Origin of the sequence: Halomonas sp. YLGW01, assembly GCF_014840935.1 — a bacterium.
Lineage (GTDB): Bacteria > Pseudomonadota > Gammaproteobacteria > Pseudomonadales > Halomonadaceae > Onishia.
Map to the genome: position 1 here is coordinate 1,683,660 of NZ_CP062005.1, position 26,360 is coordinate 1,710,019.

26 protein-coding genes are annotated in these 26,360 nt (G+C 63.2%); 7 read left to right on the forward strand and 19 right to left on the reverse strand.

Translation table 11 applies throughout. The features are described 5' to 3' along the window. Window positions 1-4: 4 nt before the first annotated feature. The 7 genes from ybgC to IEJ03_RS07825 form a co-directional block, all read right to left on the reverse strand. Window positions 5-400: a tol-pal system-associated acyl-CoA thioesterase gene (ybgC, locus tag IEJ03_RS07795; protein ID WP_192037071.1), complete on the reverse strand. Its 396-nt coding sequence runs from the start codon at window positions 398-400 to the stop codon at window positions 5-7. Next, window positions 397-1,434 (reverse strand): Holliday junction branch migration DNA helicase RuvB, encoded by a 1,038-nt coding sequence (ruvB, locus tag IEJ03_RS07800; RefSeq protein ID WP_192037072.1) that lies wholly within the window; start codon window positions 1,432-1,434, stop codon window positions 397-399. The genes ybgC and ruvB overlap by 4 nt, the downstream gene beginning before the upstream one ends. 80 nt (window positions 1,435-1,514) lie before the next feature. Further along, the gene (gene ruvA, locus IEJ03_RS07805) at window positions 1,515-2,129 is read right to left on the reverse strand and encodes a Holliday junction branch migration protein RuvA (RefSeq protein WP_192037073.1); all 615 of its coding nucleotides are present in this window, start codon (window positions 2,127-2,129) and stop codon (window positions 1,515-1,517) included. 186 nt (window positions 2,130-2,315) lie between these two features. Next, on the reverse strand, window positions 2,316-2,861 hold the full coding sequence (ruvC, locus tag IEJ03_RS07810) for a crossover junction endodeoxyribonuclease RuvC (RefSeq protein WP_192037074.1): 546 nt from the start codon (window positions 2,859-2,861) through the stop codon (window positions 2,316-2,318). 27 nt (window positions 2,862-2,888) lie between these two features. Next, window positions 2,889-3,638, reverse strand: coding sequence for a YebC/PmpR family DNA-binding transcriptional regulator (locus IEJ03_RS07815; RefSeq protein WP_192037075.1), 750 nt, complete (start codon window positions 3,636-3,638; stop codon window positions 2,889-2,891). 133 nt (window positions 3,639-3,771) lie between these two features. Then, on the reverse strand, window positions 3,772-5,556 hold the full coding sequence (gene aspS / locus IEJ03_RS07820; RefSeq protein WP_192037076.1) for an aspartate--tRNA ligase: 1,785 nt from the start codon (window positions 5,554-5,556) through the stop codon (window positions 3,772-3,774). A 47-nt stretch (window positions 5,557-5,603) separates the two neighbouring features. Continuing rightward, a complete protein-coding gene (locus IEJ03_RS07825) occupies window positions 5,604-5,870 on the reverse strand; it encodes a zinc ribbon domain-containing protein (protein ID WP_192037077.1) in 267 nt (88 codons plus the stop codon). A gap of 269 nt (window positions 5,871-6,139) precedes the next feature. Here IEJ03_RS07825 and IEJ03_RS07830 point away from each other — a divergent pair, with 269 nt between their 5' ends. The 3 genes from IEJ03_RS07830 (at window position 6,140) to IEJ03_RS07840 (ending at window position 9,024) form a co-directional block, all read left to right on the forward strand. Further along, the gene (locus IEJ03_RS07830) at window positions 6,140-7,081 is read left to right on the forward strand and encodes a D-2-hydroxyacid dehydrogenase (protein ID WP_192037078.1); all 942 of its coding nucleotides are present in this window, start codon (window positions 6,140-6,142) and stop codon (window positions 7,079-7,081) included. Further along, window positions 7,074-8,012, forward strand: a complete 939-nt coding sequence (locus tag IEJ03_RS07835) for a ribokinase (protein ID WP_192037079.1) — start codon at window positions 7,074-7,076, stop codon at window positions 8,010-8,012. The genes IEJ03_RS07830 and IEJ03_RS07835 overlap by 8 nt, the downstream gene beginning before the upstream one ends. A gap of 70 nt (window positions 8,013-8,082) precedes the next feature. Further along, window positions 8,083-9,024: a nucleoside hydrolase gene (locus tag IEJ03_RS07840; protein ID WP_192037080.1), complete on the forward strand. Its 942-nt coding sequence runs from the start codon at window positions 8,083-8,085 to the stop codon at window positions 9,022-9,024. Window positions 9,025-9,078: 54 nt separating this feature from the next. Here the strand turns inward: IEJ03_RS07840 and IEJ03_RS07845 are convergent, their stop codons facing one another. Together IEJ03_RS07845 and IEJ03_RS07850 are read right to left on the reverse strand one after the other, a co-directional pair. Then, entirely contained in the window at window positions 9,079-9,351 is a 273-nt protein-coding gene (locus tag IEJ03_RS07845; RefSeq protein ID WP_192037081.1) for an acylphosphatase, read from the reverse strand. A 419-nt stretch (window positions 9,352-9,770) separates the two neighbouring features. Continuing rightward, a complete protein-coding gene (locus IEJ03_RS07850; RefSeq protein WP_192037082.1) occupies window positions 9,771-10,676 on the reverse strand; it encodes a YihY/virulence factor BrkB family protein in 906 nt (301 codons plus the stop codon). A gap of 154 nt (window positions 10,677-10,830) precedes the next feature. On the opposite strand from IEJ03_RS07850, the gene IEJ03_RS07855 reads away from it, so the two are divergent. Further along, window positions 10,831-11,925, forward strand: a complete 1,095-nt coding sequence (locus IEJ03_RS07855; protein ID WP_192037083.1) for a bifunctional nicotinamide-nucleotide adenylyltransferase/Nudix hydroxylase — start codon at window positions 10,831-10,833, stop codon at window positions 11,923-11,925. Window positions 11,926-11,972: 47 nt separating this feature from the next. Here the strand turns inward: IEJ03_RS07855 and IEJ03_RS07860 are convergent, their stop codons facing one another. From IEJ03_RS07860 to IEJ03_RS07885, 6 genes are all read right to left on the reverse strand, one after another. Next, entirely contained in the window at window positions 11,973-12,890 is a 918-nt protein-coding gene (locus tag IEJ03_RS07860) for a LysR substrate-binding domain-containing protein (protein ID WP_192037084.1), read from the reverse strand. 148 nt (window positions 12,891-13,038) lie between these two features. After that, window positions 13,039-14,457 (reverse strand): cardiolipin synthase, encoded by a 1,419-nt coding sequence (gene cls, locus IEJ03_RS07865; protein WP_192037085.1) that lies wholly within the window; start codon window positions 14,455-14,457, stop codon window positions 13,039-13,041. Window positions 14,458-14,548: 91 nt separating this feature from the next. Beyond that, the gene (locus tag IEJ03_RS07870) at window positions 14,549-16,054 is read right to left on the reverse strand and encodes a fumarate hydratase (protein ID WP_192037086.1); all 1,506 of its coding nucleotides are present in this window, start codon (window positions 16,052-16,054) and stop codon (window positions 14,549-14,551) included. Window positions 16,055-16,315: 261 nt separating this feature from the next. After that, window positions 16,316-18,346 (reverse strand): excinuclease ABC subunit UvrB, encoded by a 2,031-nt coding sequence (uvrB, locus tag IEJ03_RS07875; protein ID WP_192037087.1) that lies wholly within the window; start codon window positions 18,344-18,346, stop codon window positions 16,316-16,318. Window positions 18,347-18,403: 57 nt separating this feature from the next. Beyond that, window positions 18,404-18,826 (reverse strand): OsmC family protein, encoded by a 423-nt coding sequence (locus tag IEJ03_RS07880; protein WP_192037242.1) that lies wholly within the window; start codon window positions 18,824-18,826, stop codon window positions 18,404-18,406. After that, window positions 18,822-19,013: a hypothetical protein gene (locus IEJ03_RS07885; RefSeq protein ID WP_192037088.1), complete on the reverse strand. Its 192-nt coding sequence runs from the start codon at window positions 19,011-19,013 to the stop codon at window positions 18,822-18,824. Before IEJ03_RS07885 ends, IEJ03_RS07880 begins: the two co-directional genes overlap by 5 nt. A gap of 155 nt (window positions 19,014-19,168) precedes the next feature. On the opposite strand from IEJ03_RS07885, the gene IEJ03_RS07890 reads away from it, so the two are divergent. After that, complete coding sequence (locus tag IEJ03_RS07890; RefSeq protein WP_192037089.1) at window positions 19,169-20,209, forward strand: folate-binding protein YgfZ; 1,041 nt, start codon at window positions 19,169-19,171, stop codon at window positions 20,207-20,209. 75 nt (window positions 20,210-20,284) lie between these two features. Here IEJ03_RS07890 and IEJ03_RS07895 read toward each other — a convergent pair whose 3' ends face one another. Both IEJ03_RS07895 and IEJ03_RS07900 read right to left on the reverse strand, forming a co-directional pair. Further along, window positions 20,285-21,061 (reverse strand): TatD family hydrolase, encoded by a 777-nt coding sequence (locus IEJ03_RS07895; protein ID WP_192037090.1) that lies wholly within the window; start codon window positions 21,059-21,061, stop codon window positions 20,285-20,287. 13 nt (window positions 21,062-21,074) lie between these two features. Beyond that, the gene (locus IEJ03_RS07900) at window positions 21,075-22,658 is read right to left on the reverse strand and encodes a peptide chain release factor 3 (RefSeq protein WP_192037091.1); all 1,584 of its coding nucleotides are present in this window, start codon (window positions 22,656-22,658) and stop codon (window positions 21,075-21,077) included. A 235-nt stretch (window positions 22,659-22,893) separates the two neighbouring features. Here IEJ03_RS07900 and IEJ03_RS07905 point away from each other — a divergent pair, with 235 nt between their 5' ends. Together IEJ03_RS07905 and IEJ03_RS07910 are read left to right on the forward strand one after the other, a co-directional pair. Further along, window positions 22,894-24,168 (forward strand): ATP-binding protein, encoded by a 1,275-nt coding sequence (locus tag IEJ03_RS07905; RefSeq protein WP_192037092.1) that lies wholly within the window; start codon window positions 22,894-22,896, stop codon window positions 24,166-24,168. Between the two features lie 75 nt (window positions 24,169-24,243). Next, complete coding sequence (locus IEJ03_RS07910) at window positions 24,244-24,783, forward strand: response regulator transcription factor (RefSeq protein WP_192037093.1); 540 nt, start codon at window positions 24,244-24,246, stop codon at window positions 24,781-24,783. Window positions 24,784-24,907: 124 nt separating this feature from the next. Here IEJ03_RS07910 and IEJ03_RS07915 read toward each other — a convergent pair whose 3' ends face one another. Both IEJ03_RS07915 and hybE read right to left on the reverse strand, forming a co-directional pair. After that, on the reverse strand, window positions 24,908-25,684 hold the full coding sequence (locus IEJ03_RS07915) for a 3-hydroxybutyrate dehydrogenase (protein WP_192037094.1): 777 nt from the start codon (window positions 25,682-25,684) through the stop codon (window positions 24,908-24,910). Between the two features lie 192 nt (window positions 25,685-25,876). Next, window positions 25,877-26,293, reverse strand: coding sequence for a [NiFe]-hydrogenase assembly chaperone HybE (hybE, locus tag IEJ03_RS07920; RefSeq protein WP_192037095.1), 417 nt, complete (start codon window positions 26,291-26,293; stop codon window positions 25,877-25,879). Window positions 26,294-26,360 lie beyond the last annotated feature (67 nt).

Here is a 26,360-nt window from a genome sequence, read left to right on the forward strand (position 1 = left end):
GCCTTCAGGCCGACAGGGCCTCGCCCAGGCGCGCGGGCCAACGCCTTGGCCTGAGCGTGTTTGCATCCAGACAGGCGATGTCGACCGTGGCATGGCAAAGGGGTTCCCCACGGTGCCGGACGACCTGGTGAAAACTCAGGCGACAGGCACTGTATTTCTCGATCTCGGCACTGACACTAAGCTCGTCGTCGAGTCGGGCGGGCTTGGCATAGCGGCACTCCAGGCGGTGTACCACCAGCTGGATGCCGTCGTCGAGCAAGGCACGCTGGGTGATCCCCAGACGCTTGAGCCACTCGCTGCGGGCCCGCTCCATGTATTTGAGATAGTTGACATAGTAGACGATACCGCCGGCATCGGTATCCTCGATGTAGACGGTGACCGGGTGCTGGAAACCGCTCATTTTCCGCCCTCTTCTGTGCCGGGCGACAGAGCCTCGTCACGGCTCAGGCCGAAGTGCAGATAGGCCTGACGAGTCACCACCCGGCCCCGTGCCGTGCGCATCATGAAGCCCTGCTGGATCAGGTAGGGTTCGATGACATCCTCGATGGTGTCTCGCTCCTCGCTGATCGCGGCCGCCAGGCTATCGACGCCCACCGGGCCGCCGTCGAATTTCTCGATCATGGCCAGCAACAGGCGCCGATCCATGTGATCGAGGCCGTGGGAGTCGACGTTCAACATGTTGAGCGCCTGGTCGGCGATCTCCGCCTCCAGCACGCCGTTGCCGCGAACCTCGCTGAAATCGCGTACCCGCCGCAGCAGACGGTTGGCGATACGGGGGGTGCCCCGTGCACGGCGCGCGACCTCGGCCGCGCCGGCCTGATCCGCCTCGATGCCGAGCAGCCGCGAGGAACGCGAGACGATCTCGGTGAGCTCGGACAGACTATAGAACTCCAGGCGCTGCACGATGCCGAAGCGATCCCGCAGCGGTGATGTCAGCAGTCCCGCCCGCGTAGTGGCGCCCACCAGGGTGAAGCGTGGCAGGTCCAACTTGATCGAGCGCGCCGCCGGCCCTTCCCCGATCACGATATCGAGCTGGAAGTCCTCCATCGCCGGATAGAGCACCTCTTCTACCGCGGGAGGCAGGCGATGAATCTCATCGATGAAGAGCACGTCGCCCGGCTGAAGGTTGGTGAGCATGGCGGCCAGGTCTCCCGCCCGCTCGAGTACCGGCCCCGAGGTGGACTTGATATCGACATCCATCTCATGGGCGATGATATTGGCCAGCGTCGTCTTGCCAAGCCCGGGCGGGCCGAAGACCAGGGTGTGGTCGAGGCTTTCCCCGCGTCCGCGAGCGGCGCTGATGAAGATGTCCAGCTGCTCGCGCACCGCGGGCTGACCGATATAATCGGCCAGCCGCTGGGGACGAATGGCATGATCGATCGGCACCTCGCCCTCCCGGGGCTGAGCGGCGATCAGTCGATCACTATCGATCATGGGGCCCCCGGGGACGTGGCGGAGGTCTGGAGGACGGCATTGGGGCGCATGAACTCACTCTTGCCTTGGGTCATGAATCATCAACCCGTCAACTTGCGGGCCAGGGCACCCTTGATCAGGGCTTCGGTCGACAGGCCGTCGTTCTGGGCGGCGATCATCTTGGCGGCCTCGGTGGGCTTGTAGCCCAGAGCGACCAGGGCGGCCTCGGCATCGGCTCGTGGGTCCTTGGCCGGGGAGACGCGGCCGGCGGCCTGTTCGAGACCCGACAGCGCTTCCTCGGGCGCCTGCGTCCAGTGAGGAAAGCGGTCGCGCATCTCGATGACCAGTCGCTCGGCGGTCTTCTTGCCGACACCCGGCAGCCGTGTCAAAGCCTTGATGTCGTCATCCATCACGCAGCGGATGAACTGATCTTCATCCATGCCCGACAGTATGGCGAGAGCCAGCTTGGGGCCCACCCCGTTGACCTTGATCAGGGCACGAAACAGCGCACGTTCCTGCTCACGGGCGAAGCCGAACAGCAGGTGCGCATCCTCGCGCACGGTCAGGTGAGTGTGCAACTGTATCGTTTCACCGACACCGGGCAGTGCCAGGAGGGTCGTCATGGAGGCTTCGACTTCATAGCCGACGCCGCCCACGTCCACCACCAACCAGGGCGGCTGCTTCTCCAGCAGGGTGCCTCGCAGGCGTCCAATCATGCGATCAGGTTCCTTGAGAATACTTGAGAGACTGCCGAATCACTATACTGATCGTCCGATGAGCTGACCAGCACATGAAACAGCGTTTGATAATGTGGAAGCTGGATGTCGGCAGCCGCCGACCCGGCCGGAAATGAACGCCATCACGGCGGCGTGTCTCGGGAAAGAGTCAGACGAGACCGCCCTTCATTCGGGGCGGTAGTCCCGCCAGCCTCTGCCCCGACCTGGATGCCCTCCGCGTCCACCGAAGGCGCCCTGCTGCACCAGACCGAGCCGCGCATGGGCATGGGTCAGAGCGATGGCCAGGGCATCGGCGGCATCCGCCTGTGGGGTCGCGGACAGCCCCAACACCGCGGTCACCATGTGCTGCACCTGACTCTTGTCCGCGGCACCGGTACCGGTCACCGCCTGCTTGATCTGGCGAGGCCCATACTCGCTGACCGGCAAGCCGTGGTTGGCGGCACAGACGATGGCGGCCCCGCGCGCCTGACCGAGCTTGAGCGCCGAGGCGGCATTGTTCGACATGAACACCTGCTCGATGGCGAATTCCCCCGGCCGATGCACCGCGATCAACTCACTGATGCCCGCATAACACTGGGCCAGGCGCTGAGCCAGATCGGCGTCCTTGAGCCGGATACAGCCGCTGGCGACATAGACCGGCCTTGGTCGGCTGACATCGAGCACGCCATAGCCGGTGATCCGCGAACCGGGATCGATGCCCAGAATCAGCATGAATCCCCCGGGCGCCGCGCGAGGGATTCACTCGAGCTCGGCAAGGACAGCCTCGTCGAAGTCGACGTTGGAATAGACGTTCTGTACATCATCGAGATCCTCGAGCATGTCCACCAGCTTGATGACCTTCTGAGCCACCTCGATGTCCGAAATCGGCGAATAGTTGTCCGGATACTTGCCGATCTCGCTGTACGACGGCGTCAGGTCGGCGTTCTGCAGGGCCTCCTTGACCGTCCAGAAGTCGCCCGGCTGGGTGACCACCTCGAGGCTGCCATCGTCATGGCTGACCACGTCTTCGGCGCCGGCCTCCAGGGTGGCCTCCATCAGCGCTTCCTCGCTGGTGCCATCGGTGAACTGCAAGCGCCCCTGATGATGGAACATGAAGGATACCGAGCCTGTGGTACCGAGGTTGCCGCCATGCTTGGAGAAGGCATGGCGCACCTCGGAGACGGTCCGGTTGCGGTTATCGGTCATGCATTCGACCATCACGGCCACCCCTTCCGGGCCGTAGCCCTCGTAGACGGTTTCCTCCATGGCGTCGCCGTCGGTGTTGCCGGCCCCACGGTCGACGGCACGCTGGATGGTGTCCTTGGTCATGTTGTTGGCAAGGGCCTTGTCGATGGCTGCCCGCAGGCGCGGGTTGTCATTCGGCTCGCTGCCGCCGAGCCGGGCCGCCACCGTCAGTTCACGAATCAGCTTGGAGAAGATCTTGCCGCGCTTGGCGTCCTGTGCCGCCTTGCGGTGCTTGATGTTGGCCCATTTGCTATGTCCGGCCATGAAAAAAACCTCCTTTCATGCGACACCGGCGCCCTTGGGCGCCGGTGATCGGAATTGCGGGTCGTGAGCGGGTCATGACTTCTTCATCGAGCCCGGAAAGGCGCCTCTAGCGAGGCGCCTTGAGCAGCGGCCCTCAGGCGCTCGTCTCCCCCTCGGGCTTCGCCTTCTGGCGCAGACGAATGTTCAGCTCTTTGAGCTGTGCCTGAGAGACCACGCCCGGGGCATCGGTCATCAGGCAGGCGGCACTCTGGGTCTTCGGGAAGGCGATGACCTCGCGGATGGTCTTGGCGCCGGTCATCAGCATCACCAGGCGATCGAGACCGAAGGCCAGGCCGCCATGGGGCGGTGCGCCATACTGCAGGGCGTCGAGCAGGAAGCCGAACTTCTCGTCGGCTTCTTCCTCGCCGATGCCCAGCACCTCGAGTACCGCACGCTGCATGCCGTGGTCGTGGATACGGATCGAGCCGCCGCCCAGCTCGGTGCCGTTGAGCACCATGTCGTAGGCCTTGGAAAGCGCCTCGGCCGGGCGGTCGCGCAGGGTCGCGACATCGCAGGACGGAGCGGTGAACGGATGGTGCAGCGCCTGCATGCGGCCGTTGCCATCGGCCTCGAACATCGGGAAGTCGACCACCCACAGCGGCGCCCATTCGCGGGTATAGAGCTCGAGGTCTTCACCCAGCTTGACGCGCAGCGCGCCGATCGCCTCATTGACGATGCGTGCGTTATCGGCGCCGAAGAAGATGATGTCGCCGTCCTGCGCGTCGACGCGATCGAGCAGCTCTTCGATGATGCCGTCCATGAACTTGACGATCGGCGACTGCAGACCCTCGATGCCCTTGGCGCGTTCGTTGACCTTGATCCAGGCCAGACCGCGAGCCCCGTAGATGCCGACGAACTTGGTGTATTCGTCGATTTCCTTACGCGACAGCTTGGCGCCGCCGGGCACCTTGAGCGCCGCCACGCGGCCATCCTCGGCCTGAGCCGGGCCGGAGAACACCTTGAAGTCGACGTCCTTCATCAGGTCGTCGACATCGGTCAGCTCCAGCGGGATGCGCAGGTCCGGCTTGTCGGAACCGAAGCGGCTCATGGCCTCGGCGTAGGGCATGCGGGGGAACAGCGGCAGTTCGACGTCCAGCACGTCCTTGAACAGCTGACGGATCATGGTCTCGGTGATCGCCATGATATCGTCCTCGTCGACGAAGGACGCCTCGAGATCGATCTGGGTGAACTCCGGCTGACGATCGGCGCGCAGGTCCTCGTCGCGGAAGCACTTGGCGATCTGGTAGTAGCGATCGACGCCGGACACCATCAGCAGCTGCTTGAACAGCTGCGGCGACTGCGGCAAGGCGAAGAAGCTGCCGGCGTGGGTGCGGCTCGGCACCAGGTAGTCGCGGGCGCCTTCCGGGGTGGCGCGGGTCAGGATCGGCGTCTCGATGTCGAGGAAGCCCTGCCCTTCGAGGAAGGCCCGTACGCTGTGGGAAATGCGCGAACGCAGGCGCAGCTTGTCGGCCATCTCCGGGCGACGCAGATCGATATAGCGATGCTTGAGACGCGTTTCCTCGCCGACCTTGCCATGCTCGTCGAGCTGGAACGGCGGCGTCGCGGCGGTGTTGAGCACCTCGACATCCTTGGCCAGCACTTCGATCATGCCGGTGGGCATGTTCGGATTCTGCGTGCCCTCTGGGCGCAGACGAACCCGGCCGGTGATACGCAGCACGAACTCGTTGCGTGCCCGGTCTGCTGTCGCGAAGGCTTCGGCGGTATCGGGATCGACCACTACCTGAGCCAGGCCATCACGGTCGCGCAGGTCGAGGAAGATTACCCCACCATGGTCACGGCGGCGGTGCACCCACCCGCACAAGGTGACCTGCTGGTCCACCAGAGTCTCGTTCAGCTGGCCGCAATAATGGCTGCGCATGTCAATTCCTGTTCTGTTGCGTGTTCGAAAAATGAAGGACGAGGCGCTTAGGCCGCCGCTCCGTCCTTGGCAGATGTCTTGGTCGAGGCCCCCTTGTTGGCCCCACCCTCGCCGGCAAGGTTCTTCTTGTTGCCGGACTTGAAATCGGTCTCGTACCAGCCGTTGCCGGCCAGCCGGAAGCCCGCCGCACTGACTAAGCGATTCAGCTCGTCCTGCTCGCAGGCCGGGCAGGCGGTCAGCGGCTCGGCGCTGATCTTCTGCAGTTTTTCCAGGCGATGGCCACAGGCCTTGCACTCATATTCATAGATGGGCATCGTTCGACTCTCCTGAGCACGATTACTGGCTAACCGACACGGCGCGGCCTGTGGCCATGCCGCATCGCAAGACAATGGGGCCGGTGGCCACCTGGGCGATTCCGTCCCGAGGGGGATATCGGGGCAGCCATCGCACTTTCCAAGCCTGCTGCGAAAGCGTGCCATTATAGCGTGTTGCGCCCCCTGACGGGCAAGGCGAGCGCGCACGCAATCCCCTATACATCACCGTAAAACCTCCATGAGACCCACCAACCGATCGGGATGCCTCAATGAAAGCCGTGATCCTTGATGCCGCCAGCCTCGGCGATGATATTGACCTGAGTCCGATTCGCGCCGAGGTCGATACCTTGATGGTCCATGCCACTACCGAACCGAAGGACTGCCTTGCGCGCCTGGAGGGGGCCAGCGTGGCCATCGTCAACAAGGTGGTGCTGGATGCCGAGACCCTCGAGGCACTGCCAAGCCTGGAACTGATCTGCGTGCTGGCGACCGGCACCAACAACATCGACATGCAGGCCGCCAGGCGACTGGGCATAGAGGTGCGCAATGTCACCGCCTATGGCACCGCCAGCGTCGCTCAACATACCCTGATGATGATGTTGGCCCTGGCCAACCGACTTCCCCTCTATCAGCGGGACGTCGCCGACGGCGCCTGGCAGCGAAGCGCGTTCTTCTGCCTGATGAACCATCGCACCCTGCAGCTGGCCGGCAAGCATCTGGTGATCGCCGGACAGGGCGAGCTGGGATCGCGGGTCGCGACCCTCGCCGAGGCGTTCGACATGCGCGTCACTTTCGCCGCGCGCCCCGGCAAGACCGATGACTCACGCCCGACCCTGCACGGCCTGGCACCCCAGGCGGATGTGGTGAGCCTGCACTGCCCACTGACCGAAGAGAGCCACCATCTGGTGGATGCGGCGCTGATCGATCGCCTCAAGGACGACGCGCTGCTGATCAACTGCGCACGAGGCGGTATCATAGAGGAACAGGCGGCTCTCGAGGCGTTACGTGATGGATGTCTGGGCGGCCTCGGCGTCGATTCCCTGCCGGCAGAACCGCCCAGGGACGGCCATGCGCTGATCGCGGCCCTCGACGAGCCATTGAACCTGATCGTCACCCCGCATAATGCCTGGATCACGCCCGAGGCGCGCGCCAATGTGGTCCGGCTGACCGTGGACAACCTCCGCGCATGGCAAGGAAATACTGATGCCTGACACCCCACGCCCACTCTATAACCTGGGCTCCATCAACATCGATTACGTCTATCGCGTGCCCCACCTGGTACGCCCCGGCGAGACCCTGGCCAGTACCGGCTACCAGCAGGTACTCGGTGGCAAGGGGGCCAATCAGTCGATCGCCATGGCCCTGGCGGGTGGCCGGGTCGCGCACTGGGGCCGCCTGGGCCGCGGCGATGACTGGGCACTGAGGCTGCTCGAAGATGCTGGCGTCGGCACCGCCGGCGTCGACCTCGTCGACGATCCCAGCGGCCACGCCCTGATCCAGGTGGATGATCAGGCTGAAAACGCCATCATCCTTTACCCGGGGGCTAACCACGGCTTTCTCGAGGCCGATATCGACGCCCACATCGATGACGCCGAGCCGGGTGGATGGCTGCTGCTGCAGAACGAGACCAACGGCCTCTGTCACGCCATGGAACGCGCCCAGGATCGCGGCCTGTCGATTGCTTTCAATCCGGCGCCCATGCACGCCGACGTGAATGCGCTGCCGCTGTCGGCGTGTCAGTTACTGTTCGTCAATCGCGGCGAGGCGGCGGCCCTCGTGGGCCTGGAAGAGGATAGCGAGGCCAATGTCTTGCTGGCAGCCCTCGGCGAGCGCCTGCCGAGCGTTGAGCTGGTACTGACCCTCGGAAAGGACGGTGCCTGCTACCAGCATGGCGACACCCGCCTGCGCCTGCCGGCCTACCACGTCGAGGCCAAGGACACCACCGCTGCCGGGGATACGTTCATCGGCCACTTCATGGCCGCGCGGCTCGAGGGTAGGGACGTCGAGACTTGTCTGCGTCGAGCCAGCGCCGCCTCGGCGTTATGTGTACAGCGTGAAGGTGCCGCCCCGAGTATTCCCGATGCTCGTGCGGTGGACGCCGCCCTCGCCGAATGGCCGGCCCTGATGCTCGAGCGGGACTAACCTGCCGCTTTATACGCCCTCTACCTCTAATTGATGCGCGGGTGACAACCCGCGTCGCCAAGGAAGCCTCATGAGTCAACCGATCATCTTCGATACCGATCCGGGCGTCGACGACGCCCAGGCCATTGCCATTGCCCTGGCCCATCCCGAGATCGAGTTACTGGGCATGACCACCACCTATGGCAATGTCGATATCGGCACGGCCACCCACAACGCCCTGCTGCTCGCCGAACTGGCGGGACAGGAGATCCCGGTAGCCCAGGGTGCGGCCGCGCCGATGGTCAAGCCCAAGCATCCGGCCCCGGCCCATATCCATGGTGCCAACGGCCTGGGCAATATCGAGCTACCCGACATCGACGGCCAGGCGCTCTCGATCAGCGCTCCCCAGTTCATCGTCGATACCGTCAATGCACGTCCCGGCGAAGTCAGCCTGGTCGCCGTGGGCCCTCTGGGCAATCTGGCCGCGGCACTTCAGCTCGATCCCGGCATCACCGAGAAGGTGAAACAGGTCATCGTCATGGGAGGCTCGATCAAGGAAGGCGGTAACGTCTCCCCGGTGGCCGAAGCCAATATCTTCAACGATCCGCATGCCGCCGCACGAGTGCTGACCGCCGGCTGGCCGTTGACCCTGGTGGGACTGGATGCCACCCATCGCTGTGTGCTGGCGCCCAAGGACATGGACACCATCGCCGCAGGCCAGGGCAAGCTGGGCCAAGTGCTGGCCGATAGCTATGCGTTCTATCGGGCCTTCTATCAGCAGGCGCTGGGCATCGATGGCTGCTGCCCACATGATAGCTGCGCGCTGGCCTACCTGATTCACCCCGAGCTGTTCACGATCGCCAAAGGGCACCTCAACGTGATCACCGAAGGCACCGGCGAAGGCCAGACGGTATTCGCCCCCGAGGGTCGCGAGTTCCTGGCGCCCCGCTGGTCTCAGACGCCGCTGGTCAACGCCTGCCTGAGTGCCGATGGCCCCGCGGTGATCGACTGGATCGTCGACACCCTGAAGTAATCGTTCGCCTTTGAGGCTCTTGAACCGCTCCCCTGGACCGTCGCAACGCGACAGTTAGAGGGTGAGGAAGGCGTCACGATTCCGCCAGTCGGCGCCTTCCACCTCGACATGGGTGACCCGTGCATTCGGTGGACCTTTCCACAGCCACAGGGTCACCGCATTGACATCGGCGGCCTCTCCGCACAGCAACACTTCCACACGCCCATCCGGCAGGTTGCGGGCATGTCCCGTCACACCCGCCCTTAACGCCTGTTCCTGCGTCGCTCTTCGATACCAGACGCCCTGCACCTTGCCGGTGACCAGCGCCTTCACGCAGCACTTGCCCATTACATCCTTCCTGAGCAGTTGAAACAGCTCGATAATCTAGCCTCGGCGTTGTACACAAAGAAATGTTGTACAAGTTTTATGTACAAACTCCACGTGCCTGGCTATGGTACTAAGAGATTGTCCAGCAAATCGCCGTTATAACGAACGAGAGAGGGTCGTCATGATAGTACTGTCGCTACTTGTCCTGGTGAGTACCTTCCTTGCTCTACTGGCACTTGGCTATTCGATTCAAGCGCATGCACTGGAGAAGCAATTTCTCCTGGTGCCCGCGCGCGAGCCCAAGCCTCGCCGCCCACCCCTCCACGCTAAGGCCGAAAGAGCGACTTTTCGCCGCTGAGTCGGCCCGCCGAGGATAGCCCCCCGATCACGGAGTCAGCTGCGAGCCCCAAGCAATGCGGTATGGCGCTGTCGTCCGACCATCAGTCCGTGACAATTTCCTGCGTCACCAGCACAGCGGAATTGCGGGGCACAATGGGTTTACCCTGAGCCAGCAGGTGGCATTTGGTAAAAGCGGCACCGAATAGCAGGATCAACGACGAGTAATAGACCCAGAGCAGGATCAATACCACCGACCCCGCCGCGCCATAGGTCGACGCCGTGGCCGTGTAGGTCAGGTATACAGCGATACCGTAGCGCCCGAGGGAAAACAGCACCGCCGTCACACAGGCTCCCACCACCACCTCTTTCCAGGCCAGCACCACATCGGGCAATACCTTGAAGATGGTGGCGAATAGCAATGCGATTATGGCCAGCGAAATCAATATTTCGAGCCCTCCGACCATGAAGCCGATACCGGGCCATAGGCCATTGGCGGCATTCAGCACCGCACGAACCACAACACCAAGGATCAACGACACCAACAGCAGAAAACCGATCGACAGCACCACGGCAAGCGACAAGACGCGGCTCTTGATGAATTTGAGGATACTGTTACCGCTCGGGTGAGGTGTCACGCCCCAGATGGTGTTCAAGGAAAACTGCATCTGCGCGAACACCGTAGTGGCACCCGCCAACAGCGCCCCGAAGCCCAGCACGCTGGGTAGCAGGCCGGACTCCTGGATCCGCGACTGGGCCACTGCATGCTCGATGGCTTGAGCGGCCCCTAATCCCATGGTGTCCTGCAGCTGTGCCACGATCTGGCCCTGTGCGGCCTCCTCGCCCAGCACCAGACCAATCACCATGACCGCGATGATCACGGTCGGTGCCAGCGAGAACAAGGTGTAGAACGCCAGTGAGCCGGCATAGCTGAACGCGTTGCGTTCAAGCCAAAGCTTTATGGCACGCCGGCTAATGCTCCACCAGAAGCGAATCCCGTTTCGTAACATTTAGGGTCCCTGCAACAGTGTCTTCGAATACACTTAGCATACCCGAGTCAGCCACGTCCTGCGTTGTCGCCCACCAGCAGCCGATTGCAGCCAGCATGGCGAGCATCGATAATGCCCTCCCTAGCGCATCCCGGTCATCAGCCACGGAGCCCGCATGGCGCAGCTACAGCCACCCGAAAAATCTCACAAGGATTTCGATTGCCTGGTCTTCATCGGCCGTTTCCAGCCTCCGCATCTTGGGCATCGGGCAGTCATTCACGAGGCCTTGAAGCGTGCTCATCAGGTGATCGTGCTGGTCGGTTCGGCCTGGCAGGCGCGGTCGTTACGTAACCCCTGGCGTTTCGAAGAGCGCCGCGACATGCTGAGACGCTGCTTCGATGACACCGACAATGCTCGCCTGGAGATCGAACCCTTGCTCGATGCCCTCTATAACGATGATGTCTGGGTGCGGGATGTGCAGCGCAAGGTTCGCGATATCGCCTCACCCAGTCAGGGGCGCCTGCCCCGCATCGGACTGATCGGTGCGAGCCGCGGGCAATCAAGCTACTACCTGACCCTGTTCCCACAATGGGAGTCCGTGAGTGTGCCCCTGGTCGAGGGCATTTCCGCCAGTGGCATCCGGGAGCGTTTGTTTCGCTCGCCGGCGGCCGCCAGTGACTATGTCTCCACCGGTGCGGCTCATGACCTTCCCCCGGCCGTACTCGACAAGCTTCAGCCTTTTACCAAGAGCCGTCATTATCAGCACCTGCTCGAGGAACAGCAGCTGCTGCAACAGTACCGACAGGCGTGGGCCGATGCGCCCTACCCGCCCATCTTCGTCACGGTCAACGCGGTAGTGGTCCAGTCGGGTCATGTGCTGATGGTCAAGCGCAGCGCGGCCCCAGGCAAGGGATTGCTGGCGCTCCCCGGGGGCTTCATCAATCCTCACGAGCGACTATTGGATGCCTGCCTGAGAGAGTTACGCGAACGCGTGCGTCTGAAGGTGCCGGCACCGGTCCTCAAGGGCTCGTTGCGTGGACAGCGCCTCTTCGATGAGCCTCACCGCAGTTGGCGCGGTCGTACCCTGGCAGAAGCCTTCTACTTCGCGTTGCGGCCAGAGCAACAGTTGCCCGAACTGAAGCCTGCCAAGGGAGGAGAACGCGCGCGTTGGGTGGCACTGGCGGACCTCGAGCCCGAGGAGCTGTTCGAGGATCACTTCTTTATTATCCAGACATTCCTGGGGTTGCCGGCCAGCCTTGGCACACCCTGATGTGCCCGTGTGCCTGGCTCTCGGGGCCAGGGGCCAGGGGCCAGGGATCAGGCTTCCAGGAAGTCCCGCGGCAGCTTGATCATCTGGCGCCACAGCTTCTCGACGCCCGGCTTGTGCACCAGGGAGCAGCGATACAGCCGAATCTCCAGCGGAACATCCCACTCATCCGGTGCGGCGCGTACCAGGCGCCCACTGGAGAGCTCTTCGCGAATGCAGAAGTCGGGAATCCAGGCCATGCCGACCCCCTGCATCACCATGCCCTTGAGGCCTTCCGCCATCGCCGTCTCATAGACGGTACGTAACCTCAGGCGCACGGGGTCATTCTTGAGCAGCATGCGTACGCTGCGGCCAAGAAACGCCCCCTGGGTGTAGGACAGGAAGGGAATCTGCCCTTCACCGGCTAACGGGTAGCGTGGCGCGCCGTCAGCATCGGGCAGGCAAACGGGAATCATCTTGACCTGACCGACCGAGAAGGAGGGGAAGACCTCGGCGTCAAGCTGCATGGTGGCATAGGGGTCGTAGTAACCCAGCATCAGGTCACAATTGCCCTCGCGAAGCACGTGAATGGCCTCACCGACATTCATCGCGACCAGTCGGGTCGGAAGCTCGCCCAGCCCCTGCTGCAGTCGCGAGATCCATTGCGGGTAGAAGGCCAGGGCCAGCGAATGGGCCGCGACGATATCCAGCGCCTCGGTATCCATGGCCACGCCGCGCAGGTGCCCCAGGCATTCGTTCAACTGCTCGACAAGATTGCGCGCAGTGACCAGGAACAGCTGCCCCTCAGGCGTCAGCCCCACGGGGGTGGTGGAGCGATCCACCAGGGTCACACCCACCGCCTGCTCAAGCGAGCGGATGCGGCGGCTGAAGGCCGGCTGCGTGACGTGGCGCTGTCGAGCAGAAGCCGAAAAACTGCGGGTATTGGACAGGGCGACGAAGTCTTCCAGCCACTTGGTCTCGAGGTTCACCGCGACTCCGTTGGAATGTCATGTTTGTGCAATGGCCCGGCTGGCCGGGCCCGCGAAGCCTGCTACTCTAGCCGCTCCCCCGCCGACTTCCAATCGCGATGTCGGCCTTACGAAAATGGCCACGCCTTTCGGCGAGTCAGTGAAGCGATCACTGGATGGGAGACAACAGGTAGGCCGCCCGGGAGACCAGCTTGCGCCACAGGGCACGCTGCTGGAGTTCTTCGTACTCCACCTCACGACAGCCTCTGAAGTCTTCCTCCAGCATGGCCTCCACCTCACCGGCGAAACGGGCATCCGGCACGAAGGCGGTAATCTCGAAATTGAGGCGAAACGAGCGATTGTCGAGATTGACGGTGCCCACACTGGCGGCGCGATCGTCGATCAGCATGACCTTCTGGTGCATGAACCCCGGCTGATAGCGATACACCTTGATGCCGGCCCTCAGCATATCGGGCAGGAAGGCGAATGCCGACAGGAACACCAGCAGGTGGTCCGGACGTTCGGGCATCATGATCCGTACGTCCACCCCCCGCATGGCGGCCAGCCGCAGCGCATCCAGGACACTGTGATCCGGCACGAAATAGGGGCTGGTCACCCACAGGCGGTGCTCGGCACTGTGGATGGCATGCTGGACCAGCAGGCTAGCCGTTTCCTGCTGATCCGCCGGCCCGGAAGGCACCACCACCACATTCTGTCCTTCTACACAGGCTCCCTGCGGCTCCCAGCAGAGGTTCAGCACCTGGCCGGTGGCCCAATGCCAATCCTCCCAGAAGGCCTCCTGCAAGCCCAACACACTAGGGCCGGTCAGCTTGAGGTGCGTATCGCGCCAGTGCCCATGCTTGGGATGCTGGCCGAGATATTCGACTCCCACGTTGAAGCCCCCCAGCCACCCTTCTCGACCATCCACCACCAGGATCTTGCGATGGTTGCGGAAGTTAAGCTGGAAGCGATGCCTAAGCCCCCTAGACGAGTGGAAAGCCGTGACCTCGACGCCGGCCTCGCAGAGGTCACTGATATAGCCTTCCTTGAGCTTGCGGCTGCCGATCTCGTCATACAGGAAGTAGACCCGCACCCCCCTTTCGGCGGCCTTCAGCAGGTGCTGCTTGAGCCGCACGCCCAGGGGGTCATGGCGCACGATGAAGAACTGGATCAGCACATAGTCCTCGGCGGCATCGATGCCGGCGAAGAGGCTCTCGAAGGTGGCCTCCCCGTCGATCAGCAATTCTGCCGTGTTCCCTCCCGTCATGGGCATCATGGCCAGCTGTTCGACGGCGCGCAGATCCCCATGGCTGTTACCGGCCAGATAGGGATCGACCAGGGAGCGGTAGCGTGCGAGGACACGACGCAAGACGGTGTCTCGTTCCCCACGGGCCGATACATAGCCGTAGAACCGTGGACGACCGAAGATCCAGTAGGCAGGCAACGCCAGATAGGGAAAGGTGGTCAGGGAAATGATCCAGGCGATAGCCCCCTGAGAGGTCCGACTGGACATGAGGGCCAACACGGCCGACAGCAGGCCCGAGACATGGATAAGGAAGATGGCTGTCGCCAGCAACCAGGAGGTCATGGTCGCATCCTTTCGCCTAGAAGCATCAAGAACCGGTCCCCTCGACGAGGTCGAGGGGACCGGTCAGCGGCTATGCCGGTATGGTCGGAAGTCACGCCCGTTTGGCGATAATCTCCTTCCACTTGGCAGGACCGGTCTGGTGAACCGACTCCCCCTGGCTGTCCACCGCCACCGTTACCGGCATGTCCTCGACCTCGAACTCATAGATGGCCTCCATGCCCAGGTCCTCGAAGCCGACCACGCGAGACTTCTTGATTGCCTGGGCCACCAGGTATGCGGCCCCCCCTACTGCCATCAGGTAGGTAGCCTGGTTGTCGCGGATCGCCTCGATGGCCACAGGGCCACGTTCGGCCTTGCCGACCATGCCCAGCAGACCGGTTTCCTCGAGCATGGTGCGGGTGAACTTGTCCATTCGGGTGGCGGTGGTCGGCCCGGCCGGCCCGACGACCTCATCCCGGACCGGATCGACCGGACCCACGTAGTAGATGAAGCGCCCCTTCATGTCGACCGGCAGCGGTTCGCCCTTGGCCAGCATCTCGGTCATGCGCTTATGGGCGGCATCGCGACCGGTCAGCAGCTTGCCGTTGAGCAGGAGGGTATCGCCCGGCTGCCAGCTCTGCACTTCCTCCGGTGTCACGGTGTCGAGATTGACACGCTTGACGTTCTCGCCCACCTCACGGGTGATTTCCGGCCAGTCCTCCAGCTTCGGCGCCGGCAGCTCGGCGGCTCCGCTGCCGTCGAGGCTGAAGTGTACGTGACGAGTGGCCGCGCAGTTGGGGATGATCGCCACCGGCTTGTTGGCGGCGTGAGTCGGGTAATCCTTGACCTTGATGTCGAGCACCGTGGTCAGGCCACCGAGCCCCTGGGCACCGATTCCGCTCTGGTTGACTTTGTCGTAGAGCTCCAGACGCAGCTCCTCGGCGCGATTGCTCGCCCCTCGTGCCTGGAGGTCCTGGATGTCGATGGGATCGAGCAGGGCTTCCTTGGCGATTTCCATGGCCTTTTCGGCGGTACCGCCGATACCGATGCCGAGCATGCCCGGCGGGCACCAGCCGGCGCCCATCTTGGGCAGCTGCTCGAGCACCCAGTCCACCACGGAATCGGACGGGTTCAGCATGGCGAACTTGGACTTGGCCTCGCTGCCCCCACCCTTCGCGGCTACATGAACCTCGACCGTATCGCCAGGCACCAGTTTGTGGTGGATGATCGCCGGGGTGTTGTCCTTGGTGTTTTGACGCTTGCCGTCCGGGTCGGCTAGCACCGAGGCCCGCAGGACGTTGTCCGGCAGCTTGTACGCGCGGCGGACGCCTTCATTGATCATGTCATCGAGGCTCATCTCGGCATCCCACTGCACGTTCATGCCGACGTGCACGAACACAGTGACGATGCCGGTGTCCTGACAGATCGGACGATGGCCCAGCGCGCACATACGCGAATTGATCAGGATCTGGGCGATGGCGTCCTTGGCGGCGGGGTTTTCCTCCCGCTCGTAGGCGCCATGCATAGCGTCGATGAAATCCTTGGGATGATAGTAGGAGATGTACTGCAGCGCGTCGGCTACGCTCTGGATCAGATCATCCTGGCGGATCACGGTCATATGAAAGCAACTCCCTGGCGTTGTCGTCAGGCTCACCGTGGTCAGGTCACGGCGAACGAAGTGCGCGCATTATACCGTATCGCCAGCCGGTGCTGAATTATCGCTCTCTTCGTTTGGCAATTTGATCATGAAGCAACGAAAGATAACGGTATAAGATAGAGTGTCATCACATGGCGCTCTATTAGACCCCCAGTAACAACAGGTCAGACGGCATCTCGGCCGCAGTCGGCCTCGCGACAACGCCCAAGAGCTTCAGCTTCATTACCCTAGCGCCAATTGCCGTTCCTTGAGGGTATGCAGTCGGTCCCGGAGGCGAGCCGCTTCTTCGAACTCGAGGTTCTGGGCCGCTTCGTGCATGGCATCCTCCAGTTTCGAGACTTCCCGGCGCACCTCATCGGGGCCAAGGGTTGCCAACTGCTCGACGCTGTACTCGCCCCCCGGCTCGGCAACCTTGCGCTCCCCTCGCTTGCGGCTGCGCTTGCTGCCCGGTGCTTGGGCGCCCTCCATGATGTCCTCGACCGACTTGGTGATGGTCACCGGCGAGATACCATGCGCCTCGTTGAAGGCCAGCTGCTTCTCGCGGCGCCGCTCGGTCTCCTCCATGGCCTTGCGCATCGAATCGGTCACCCGGTCGCCATAGAGGATCGCCTTGCCGTGAGCATTACGCGCGGCCCTGCCGATGGTCTGGATCAGGGAGCGTTCATTACGCAGGAACCCTTCCTTGTCGGCGTCGAGGATCGACACCAGGGAGACCTCGGGAATATCCAGGCCCTCACGCAGCAGGTTGATCCCCACCAGCACATCGAACTTGCCTAGCCGCAGGTCGCGGATGATCTCGACGCGCTCCACGGTATCGATATCCGAATGCAGGTAGCGGACCCGAACATCGTGCTCGTCGAGGTATTCCGTCAGATCCTCGGCCATCCGCTTGGTCAGGGTGGTCACCAGCACACGCTCGCCCACAGCGGTGCGCAGCTTGATTTCGGAAAGCAGGTCATCGACCTGGGTCGACGCCGGACGCACCTCGATCTCCGGGTCCACCAGACCGGTGGGACGTACCACCTGCTCGACCACCTGGCCGGCATGCTCGGCCTCATAGGGCCCTGGGGTCGCCGAGACGAATATTGCCTGGGGGGCAATACGCTCCCACTCCTCGAACTTCATGGGACGGTTGTCCAGTGCGGACGGCAGGCGGAAGCCGTACTCGACCAGGGTCTCCTTGCGCGAACGGTCCCCTTTGTACATGCCTCCGACCTGGGGCACGCTGACATGGGACTCATCGATCACCAGCAGCGCATCGGCCGGGAGATAATCGAAGAAGGTGGGCGGCGGCTCGCCCGGGGCGCGTCCCGAGAGATAGCGGGAGTAGTTCTCGATCCCGTTGCAGTAGCCAAGCTCGTGCATCATCTCGATGTCATAAAGCGTCCGCTGCTCGAGACGCTGCGCCTCGACCAGCTTATCGTGCTTGCGCAGAAAATCGAGACGTTCGGTCATCTCGCCCTTGATCCGGTCGGCGGCCTCGAGAATGGTGTCGCGTGGCGTGACATAGTGACTCTTCGGATAGATCGTCATGCGCGGCACCTTGCCGCGAATCTCGCCGGTCAGCGGATCGAACAGGCTGATGCCATCGATCTCGTCATCGAACAGCTCGACCCGCACCGCTTCGTCCTCGGCATCGGCGGGAAAGATGTCGATGACATCGCCGCGCACCCGATAGGTACCACGGCGGAAGTCCATATCATTCCGCGTGTACTGCAGCTCCGCCAGGCGGCGCAGGAACTTGCGCTGATCGATCAATTCGCCACGGGTGAAGTGCAGGCGCATCTTCAGGTACTGATCCGGATCGCCGAGGCCGTAGATGGCGGAGACCGACACCACGATCAGGGCATCACGCCGCTCGAGCAGCGCCTTGGTGGCCGACAGGCGCATCTGCTCGATGTGATCGTTTACCGAGGCATCCTTCTCGATGAAGGTGTCGGAGGACGGCACGTAGGCCTCGGGCTGATAGTAGTCGTAGTAGGAGACGAAATACTCGACGGCATTGTCGGGAAAGAAGGCCTTGAACTCCCCGTAGAGCTGCGCGGCCAGGGTCTTGTTGGGCGCCATGACGATGGTCGGTCGCTGCACTCGCTCGACCACGTTGGCCACGGTGAAGGTCTTGCCCGAGCCGGTCACCCCCAACAGGGTCTGATGGGCCAAGCCAGCGTCCAGGCCCTTGATCAAGCCATCGATGGCCGCCGGCTGATCCCCCGCGGGCTTGAATTTGGACTGAAGACGGAAGGCTTTGCTCATGTCATTTCCCGGCGATGGATGTATGCTGACTTGCCCGAAGAGTTAACGGTATAAACATCATTCCTCGTCGTCTGACGCCTGCCGAGTCGTGATTTCTACCGTCGAGGACGTCATCAGGCGATGGATCGGACACCGATCGGAGATTTCCGTGAGCCTGGCCAGCTGAGTGGCATCCTCGATGCCCTCGAAGCGCAGGCTGACGTCCAGGCGATAGACACCATGGCGTTCATCCCGTTCATCACGCACCACCCACACCGTGACGCCCTCGAGCGGCCAGCCCTTGCGATAGGCATACATCTGTGCCGTGATCGCCTTACAAGCAGCCAGGGAAAGATCGAAATAGTCATGGGGATCCGGTGCGCTCTCGTCGCCGCCGGCCACGCGGGGGGCATCGACATAGAGATCCTCGAACCCTTCCAGCTCGACTTTTTGCCGCAGTCGCCCGTCACGTTGACTGATCACGGTGATCGTCATATCAATGCACCTTGACGTTGAGTTTCTGGACGGCTTTTATCAGGGCGTCGCGACGCACACGACCTTCGACCTCGGCGCCATGGCGCCCCACTTCGACGCTCTCGACGCCATCTAGCATCATCAAAGTAGTGGTGATGCGATTGACCAGTTCGGTGCTTTCGACCCCTTTGAAGGTCAGCGAGATGGTCGCCATGGATATTCCCCTGAACAGTGCGTGATTTAGCGAGGAGTTTAGCACGGCCGCTTGCCCCCCCGGCCAGCCTTGAAACCGTGACAACTGCCCCCATTCCCCACACACAGATCATGGCGACGCATCCTCCGGATGCCGCGTCCAACAGGGAGATTCGAATGACCGACTGGAGTGCGCAGCTTGGCGCCGTTGCCGAGGGCGAGGCGCGTGTCAGCTTTGACACCCCCACCCCCGCTCGCCAGGCACTGGATACTACCGTGGTCACCCCACTGGTACATCTGGGTATTCTCGAGGTGGCAGGCGAAGATGCCGAACGCTTCCTGCAGGGACAGACCAGTGCCCAGATGTCCCTCGCCGATGGCGATTTCGCCCCCCTGACCTGCTTCTGCGGCACCAAGGGACGCATGCTGGCCAACGCCCAGTTGCTGCGGGCAGGGCCTGACCGCTACTGGCTGCTGATGGCGCGCTCGTTGCTCGAGCCGCTCAAGGCACACCTGGACAAGTTCGCCGTCTTCTACAAGGCAGAGATGCGTGTTCGTGAGGACCTGGCGCCTATTGGGCTGATCGGCCAGAATGCCCCGGCCCTGCTGGAAGCCCGGTTCGACATCACGCCGCCGGCGACTTGGCACCAGTGCCAGCAGGACGAGCGGGTGGTGGTGCGCCATCCAGGTCCCCGCCCCCGGCTCATCGCCCTGCTGCCCGTCACTGCCCTCGAAGACGCCTGGCGAGTGCTCAAGGCGCAGGCCACCCCGGTCGGCAACGCCGTCTGGTGCCTGCAGGATATCCAGGCCGGCCTCGGCTGGCTGGGCGCCAGCCAGCAAGACAGCTACCTGCCACAGATGATCAACTGGGAGGCCCTGGGAGGCATCAGCTTCAAGAAGGGCTGCTATACCGGCCAGGAAGTGGTAGCACGGGCGCATTTCCGTGGGCAGGTGAAGAAACGGCTGGTGCGCCTGACTCTGGAGGGCAACGGCCTCCCCGAGGTCGGCAGCGAGCTGCTGGACGCCGATGGCAAGCGCCAGGGCGAGGTCTTCGCCGCCGAACGCGACGCCTATGACCAGATTGAACTGCTGGCGGTGATGACCACCAAGGAGGTGGCGGAGCCCCTCACGGTTAACGACGTACGCTGTCAGCGCCAGCGACTGCCCTACCCCCTCGAGCGCCTGGATCCGGAGGTCCTGGCCACCCACAAGGGTTAACCGCTGAACCGAGTCCAGCTCTCCTGAAGGGAAATTCAGCAAGGGAGCGGAGAGCCTCCAAGCGGCCAACCGAGGCTAGACATCTAGCCGAAACAGGCGGGCCGCATTGGCGGTGCTGGTGTTTGCCACCGTGGCGCGAGATTCATGACGCAGGCTGGCGACCTGATCGGCGATCAGCGCCAGCCGTGACGGCTCATTGCGCTGGCCCTTGAAGCCTGCGGGCGGCATGTCGGGGCTATCGGTTTCCAGCACGAAGCCATCGCCTGGCAGGGCAGCCACGCAGCGTCGCAGGCGCTGCGCCCGCGGATGGGTCAGCACGCCGCCGAGCCCGACCAGGAAGCCGAGAGCCAGGAAGCGCTGCGCCTGCTGCAGGCTTCCGGCAAAGGCATGAATCAATCCCCCCGCGGGCAGCCCGATCTCCTTGAGGCGCTTCGCCACCTGATCATTGGCCCGTACGCAGTGAATCACCACCGGAAGTTCACGCGCCTTGGCCAGGCGCAGCTGCGCCTCGAACAGCGCCCACTGGGCATCCAGCGAATCCTCGAAGCGGGCATCGATGCCGCACTCGCCCACCGCCACCACTTCGGAGTGCGCCTCCAGCGCCGCCTCCAGCGCGGCCACGTCGTTATCCGCCCCCTTGAGACGGTGCGCATCGAGAAAGTAGGGATGCAGTCCCAGACACACGCTGGTATCCGTTCGACTGCCGAGCGCCAGCACCCCTGGCCAGCGGGCGCGAGTCGTACCCGGGACAACGAAGTGACCGACGCCCGCTGCCCGAGCCCGCTCGAACATCGCCTCGCGATCTGCGTCGAATGCGGGAAAGTCCAAGTGGCAGTGGGCATCGATGAGCATACTGACGCTCGGCTCAGTGCTCGCGCGTCGCGCTGAAACGTACGTCTGGCCAGCGCTCCTGGGTCATCTGCAGATTGACGCGGGTCGGTGCGATATAGGTCAGGCACCCGCCGCCATCATAGGCCAGGTTGGTGCTTGCCTTGCGCTTGAACTCGTCGAGCATCTTGGGATCGTCGCAGTAGATCCAGCGGGCCGTCTGCACATTGACGCCCTCGTAGAGACAATCGACCTTGTACTCCTCCTTGAGACGATGGGCGACCACGTCGAACTGCAGCGAGCCGACGGCGCCGAGAATCAGGTCGTTGTTATCGAAGGGCATGAAGACCTGGGTCGCGCCCTCCTCAGACAGCTGCTGAAGTCCCTTCTGCAACGCCTTCATCTTCAGCGGATCCTTGAGCCGCACGCGCTTGAACAGCTCCGGGGCGAAGTGCGGAATGCCGGTGAAGCGCATGTCCTCGCCGACCGTGAAGGTGTCACCGATCTGGATCGTGCCGTGGTTGTGCAGGCCGATGATATCGCCGGGCCAGGCCTCTTCCACATGGGCACGATCCGACGCCATGAAGGTCAGGGCGTCGGGCACCTTGACGTCCTTGCCGATACGCACGTGGCGCATCTTCATGTTGCGGTCGTACTTGCCGGAGCAGACCCGTAGGAAGGCGACCCGGTCGCGGTGCTTGGGATCCATGTTGGCCTGGATCTTGAACACGAAGCCGGTGAAGCGCTCGTCCTTGGCGTCCACCTCACGGGTATTGGTCTCGCGGGGCTCCGGCGTCGGTGCGTATTCGACGAAGCCATCCAGCATCTCGCGCACGCCGAAGTTGCCCATGGCGGTCCCGAAGTACACCGGTGTCAGCTCACCACGACGGTAGGCCTCGAGATCGAACTCATGAGAGGCGCCGCGCACCAGTTCGACTTCCATGCGCAGTTCCTCGGCCTGGGACTCGCCCAGCACCTCGTCGACCTCGGGACTGTCGAGCCCCTCGATGCGCACGTCCTCGGGAATCCGATTGCCCTGTCCCTGCTTATAGAGGTGGATGACGTCGTTGTAGAGGTGATAGACCCCACGGAAATGCCGCCCCATGCCGATCGGCCAGGTCATCGGCGCACACTGGATATTGAGCACCGTCTCGACCTCATCCATCACCTCGATGGGATCACGGATGTCCCGATCCATCTTGTTGATGAAGGTCAGGATCGGTGTGGTCCGCAGACGACAGACGTCCATCAGCTTGATGGTGCGATCCTCGACGCCCTTGGCGCCGTCGATCACCATCAGCGCCGAGTCCACCGCGGTCAGGGTGCGGTAGGTATCCTCGGAGAAGTCCTCGTGGCCCGGGGTATCGAGCAGGTTGACGATGCGTCCGTTGTAGGGGAACTGCATCACCGAGGTGGTCACCGAGATGCCGCGCTCCTGCTCCATCTTCATCCAGTCGGAGGTGGCATGCCGGTCGTTGCGCTTGCTCTTCACGGAGCCCGCCATCTGGATGGCGTTTCCGAACAGCAGCATCTTCTCGGTGATGGTGGTCTTGCCCGCATCGGGGTGGGAGATGATCGCGAAGGTGCGTCGCAGATCGACTTGAGTCTCAAGCTCGCTCATGTAATCCGTCACTGCTACAGGTGGCTGGCCACAAGGCCAGAAGATGGCGCCCATCTTACCACTCCCGACGAGTTGGCCCAATTGGGCCCGCCCCGCCAGCCCGCTAACGCGCGCCAGCCGTCCTGCACCGCGGATATCGACCACGAGGTCAGTCACCCCCAGGTCAACTCGCCCCGATCTGATGCAGCCGTTCGGGTTTGCGGTATCATGCGGACATTCCCGAAACGGAGCCATCATGCAAGCCGCCCTGCCGCTACCCTTGTCGACCCCCAACCGTAACCTGGTACGCCTGACCATCGTGCGCGGCATCACCTGGACCGGGTTCCTCGGCGCCATCATCTTCGGCATCGAAATCCTGGATTTCCAGCTGCGGGTTCTACCGATCATCAGCGTGATCGTGGCCATGGGGTTGATGAATGTGGCGACCTGGTGGCGCCTGGGGCGTCCCCGCGCCGTCACCGATACCGAATACCTGCTGCACCTGATGGTCGACGTCAGCGGGCTCACCCTACTGTTCTACTTTACCGGCGGCTCCACCAACCCCTTCATCAGCTATTATCTGGTGCCCGTGACCATCGCCGCCGCCACCCTGCCCTGGCTGTATGCATGGATCATCGCCAGTGGCGCCATGGCCGGCTACACCTTCCTGATGCTGTTCTTCGATCCGGTGCCGCAGCTAAGCGACGGGGTCATCGGCAGCGCCATCAGCCTTCATGTCCTGGGCATGTGGATCAACTTCGGCCTCTCGGCGGGACTGGTAACCTTCTTCATCTTCAAGATGGCCCATGCGCTCAGGCGCCGTGAGAAGACCCTGTCGCGGACCCGAGAGGCCGCGCTGCGCAACGAACAGGTGCTGGCCGTGGCCACCCAGGCCGCCGGCACCGCTCACGAACTGGGCTCCCCGCTGTCCACCATGGCGGTACTGCTCAAGGAAATGCGCCAGGACTCAAGCGACAATCCTCAGCTCGTCGAGGACATCGACCTGCTGCGTGCACAGGTCGACACCTGCAAGACCCATCTCCAGCAACTGGTGGCGAATGCCGATCGGCGACGGCTGGGCGAGCCGGAAAACCGCAGAGCCGAGGAGTGGCTCTCCAGCGTGATCCAGCGCTGGCTGGTGGTTCGCCCGGACGTCAGCCATCGCCTGGAGATCGCCGAGCGCCGCGGCACCCCGGAACTCGCGGTAGACGCGACGCTCGAACAGGCATTGATGAACCTGCTCAACAACGCCGCCGATGCCAACCCGGACAACATCCTGATCAACCTGCACTGGGATCCTCATGAGGTCGTGATCGACATTCGCGATCACGGCCCCGGGGTCAGCCTGTCGATCGCCGACCAGCTGGGGGAGACCTTCGTGTCGACCAAGTCCAAGGGCATGGGGATCGGCCTAGTCCTGACTCACGCCACCATCAATCGCTTCGGCGGCAATGTCAGCCTGTACAATCACGAGGAAGGCGGCACCCTGACGGAGGTCAAGCTGCCTCGCCGGGATACCGGTCAGGGGTGATACGTCCCCATACGCCCTGCCTCTCCAATACCCCTATCATTCCGATCACGCCGCAAGGCACGACACGAGGACACCATGTCTGAGACGCCACAACGCCTGCTGATCATCGATGATGACGAGATGTTCTGCCATGTCATGCAGCGCGCGATGACTCGCCGCGGCTTCGAGGTCATGGTCGCTCACGATGCCGATCAGGCACTTTCGCATGCGCGACAGGCGCCCCCGCAGATTGCCACCCTGGATCTCAAGCTCGAGCACAGTTCCGGCCTGAAGCTGTTGCCCGACTTGCTTGCCATCGCCCCCGCCTGTCGCGTGGTGGTACTGACCGGATATTCGAGCATTGCCACGGCCGTCGAGGCGATCAAGCTCGGCGCGGCCAACTACCTCTGTAAACCCGCCGACGCCGACGAGATCCTGGCGGCCCTGGAGCAGCAGGACGGTAACCCGGACACCGAAGTCGCCGACAACCCGCCGTCGATCAATCGCGTCACCTGGGAGCACATCCAGAAGGTCTTGCAGGAGCACGACGGCAATATCTCGGCGACCGCACGTGCCCTGGGCATGCACCGTCGCACCCTGCAGCGCAAGCTGCAGAAGCGCCCGGTACGTCGCTGAGCCGGGGACGATGGGCAATAAAAAAGGGAAGCAGGAGCACCAGTGGCGTGCTCCTCTTCCCTTCTTACTGACTCATGACGTCGCACAGACGCCGCTCGTCTCTCGTTGAGCGGCTTAGTCGTTCCTACTGCGCCGTCCAGCCCAGGTCGATGTTCCAGCTCGCCCCGGTGACGGCACCCGCCACATCGGAGGCGAGATAGGCCACCAGCGAGGCGACCTCTCCCGGCTCTATCAGCCGCTTGACCGCCGCGTTCTTGAGCATGATCTGCTCGATGACCTGCTGCTCGTCCATGCCGTGCAGCTTGGCCTGATCGGCAATCTGATTGTCGACCAGCGGCGTCTTCACGTAGGCGGGACAGATTGCATTGGCGGTGATGCCCTGGCTACCGCCCTCGAGCGCAGCCGTCTTGGTCAGGCCGATCATGCCGTGCTTGGCGCTGATATAGGCAGACTTGCCCGGCGAGGCCACCTGGGCATGTACCGAGGCGATATTGATGATGCGGCCCCAGCCACCCTCGCGCATCGACGGCCATGCCGCCTGGGTCAGCAGGAAGGGCGCGGTCAGCATCAGGTCGATGATCTGGCGCCACTTGGCCTCCGGAAACTCCTCGATGCTGGCCACATGCTGGATACCGGCATTATTGACCAGGATATCCAGGCGCCCGAAGCGCCGCCGAGCCTCGTCGACCGCCGCACGACACGCCTGTGCATCGGTCAGGTCAGCCTGGAAGAAGACCGCGCCCGCCGCCTCGGCTACCGCCTGGCCCTCTGGATTGAAGTCGACCGCCAGCACCTGGTGGCCCTGCCGACAGAACTCCTCGACCACAGCGGCACCGATACCGCTGGTGGTGCCGGTGACCAATGCAACCCGTGGCGATGTCGCCTGTGACGTCGTACTCATCGCTAGCTCCCAGTGAAAGAAAGTTGCCACTCCGCCGAGCGGAGACTACCCGCAGGATACGATGGGGCCGGCGCCGAGCACCAGTGCGGCGCTGCAACATGCGCAAAAGTTCAGACCAAAGGTGGAGAGATAGGAGAAAGCCAGGCACCTCATGCCCAGGCAGGAGACCCGCCAAGCCTGACGCTATGCCTCTCACTCATCCGCCTGGGCGGCCATGACCTGCTCCATCAGACGCTGCGCCAGCCGGTTGGCCTCCTCGAGAGACGACAGGTCGCTCAAGTCGTCGAGCAATTCGCAACGCCAGAGCCAGCTGTCGTCATCGATCCACTCGGCGATGAAGGGATATCGGCCGCCTGGCAGGGCGACCGTGCACTGCGCCCCTGCCGCCTGTGCCGTTGCATCGCCAGGCGGCACCAGCGCCAGCGACAGGGTAAGAGGCGTGATCAAGGCGCCACACAGAGCCGCCCCCAGCGGCTGGAAGCACAGCATGTCGACACTCAGGCGTGGGTTGCCGCCTGCCGATACCTTGAAGGCGTGGGCATGAGCCGCGTGATAACGCTCACGCAGTCGTTGAAGGCGGGCATAGTCATCGGGGGTTAGGGCTTGCATGACGGGTCCAGTCGGGAGGTTCGAAGCACTTGAGCAGTATACGAAGGCGAGCGGCAGCGGCCGAGCC

What these genes read in the sequence shown, in the direction of transcription:
- ybgC (WP_192037071.1), bottom strand. Translation starts at nt 400, where the DNA reads ATGAGCGGTTTCCAGCACCCGGTCACCGTCTACATCGAGGATACCGAT.
- IEJ03_RS07915 (WP_192037094.1), bottom strand. Translation starts at nt 25,684, where the DNA reads ATGAGTACGACGTCACAGGCGACATCGCCACGGGTTGCATTGGTCACC.
- IEJ03_RS07845 (WP_192037081.1), bottom strand. Translation starts at nt 9,351, where the DNA reads ATGGGCAAGTGCTGCGTGAAGGCGCTGGTCACCGGCAAGGTGCAGGGC.
- IEJ03_RS07910 (WP_192037093.1), top strand. Translation starts at nt 24,244, where the DNA reads ATGTCTGAGACGCCACAACGCCTGCTGATCATCGATGATGACGAGATG.
- cls (WP_192037085.1), bottom strand. Translation starts at nt 14,457, where the DNA reads ATGACCTCCTGGTTGCTGGCGACAGCCATCTTCCTTATCCATGTCTCG.
- IEJ03_RS07895 (WP_192037090.1), bottom strand. Translation starts at nt 21,061, where the DNA reads ATGCTCATCGATGCCCACTGCCACTTGGACTTTCCCGCATTCGACGCA.
- IEJ03_RS07840 (WP_192037080.1), top strand. Translation starts at nt 8,083, where the DNA reads ATGAGTCAACCGATCATCTTCGATACCGATCCGGGCGTCGACGACGCC.
- IEJ03_RS07830 (WP_192037078.1), top strand. Translation starts at nt 6,140, where the DNA reads ATGAAAGCCGTGATCCTTGATGCCGCCAGCCTCGGCGATGATATTGAC.
- ruvB (WP_192037072.1), bottom strand. Translation starts at nt 1,434, where the DNA reads ATGATCGATAGTGATCGACTGATCGCCGCTCAGCCCCGGGAGGGCGAG.
- IEJ03_RS07870 (WP_192037086.1), bottom strand. Translation starts at nt 16,054, where the DNA reads ATGACCGTGATCCGCCAGGATGATCTGATCCAGAGCGTAGCCGACGCG.
- IEJ03_RS07815 (WP_192037075.1), bottom strand. Translation starts at nt 3,638, where the DNA reads ATGGCCGGACATAGCAAATGGGCCAACATCAAGCACCGCAAGGCGGCA.
- hybE (WP_192037095.1), bottom strand. Translation starts at nt 26,293, where the DNA reads ATGCAAGCCCTAACCCCCGATGACTATGCCCGCCTTCAACGACTGCGT.
- IEJ03_RS07850 (WP_192037082.1), bottom strand. Translation starts at nt 10,676, where the DNA reads ATGTTACGAAACGGGATTCGCTTCTGGTGGAGCATTAGCCGGCGTGCC.
- uvrB (WP_192037087.1), bottom strand. Translation starts at nt 18,346, where the DNA reads ATGAGCAAAGCCTTCCGTCTTCAGTCCAAATTCAAGCCCGCGGGGGAT.
- IEJ03_RS07855 (WP_192037083.1), top strand. Translation starts at nt 10,831, where the DNA reads ATGGCGCAGCTACAGCCACCCGAAAAATCTCACAAGGATTTCGATTGC.
- IEJ03_RS07835 (WP_192037079.1), top strand. Translation starts at nt 7,074, where the DNA reads ATGCCTGACACCCCACGCCCACTCTATAACCTGGGCTCCATCAACATC.
- IEJ03_RS07885 (WP_192037088.1), bottom strand. Translation starts at nt 19,013, where the DNA reads ATGGCGACCATCTCGCTGACCTTCAAAGGGGTCGAAAGCACCGAACTG.
- aspS (WP_192037076.1), bottom strand. Translation starts at nt 5,556, where the DNA reads ATGCGCAGCCATTATTGCGGCCAGCTGAACGAGACTCTGGTGGACCAG.
- ruvA (WP_192037073.1), bottom strand. Translation starts at nt 2,129, where the DNA reads ATGATTGGACGCCTGCGAGGCACCCTGCTGGAGAAGCAGCCGCCCTGG.
- IEJ03_RS07900 (WP_192037091.1), bottom strand. Translation starts at nt 22,658, where the DNA reads ATGAGCGAGCTTGAGACTCAAGTCGATCTGCGACGCACCTTCGCGATC.
- IEJ03_RS07905 (WP_192037092.1), top strand. Translation starts at nt 22,894, where the DNA reads ATGCAAGCCGCCCTGCCGCTACCCTTGTCGACCCCCAACCGTAACCTG.
- IEJ03_RS07890 (WP_192037089.1), top strand. Translation starts at nt 19,169, where the DNA reads ATGACCGACTGGAGTGCGCAGCTTGGCGCCGTTGCCGAGGGCGAGGCG.
- IEJ03_RS07825 (WP_192037077.1), bottom strand. Translation starts at nt 5,870, where the DNA reads ATGCCCATCTATGAATATGAGTGCAAGGCCTGTGGCCATCGCCTGGAA.
- ruvC (WP_192037074.1), bottom strand. Translation starts at nt 2,861, where the DNA reads ATGCTGATTCTGGGCATCGATCCCGGTTCGCGGATCACCGGCTATGGC.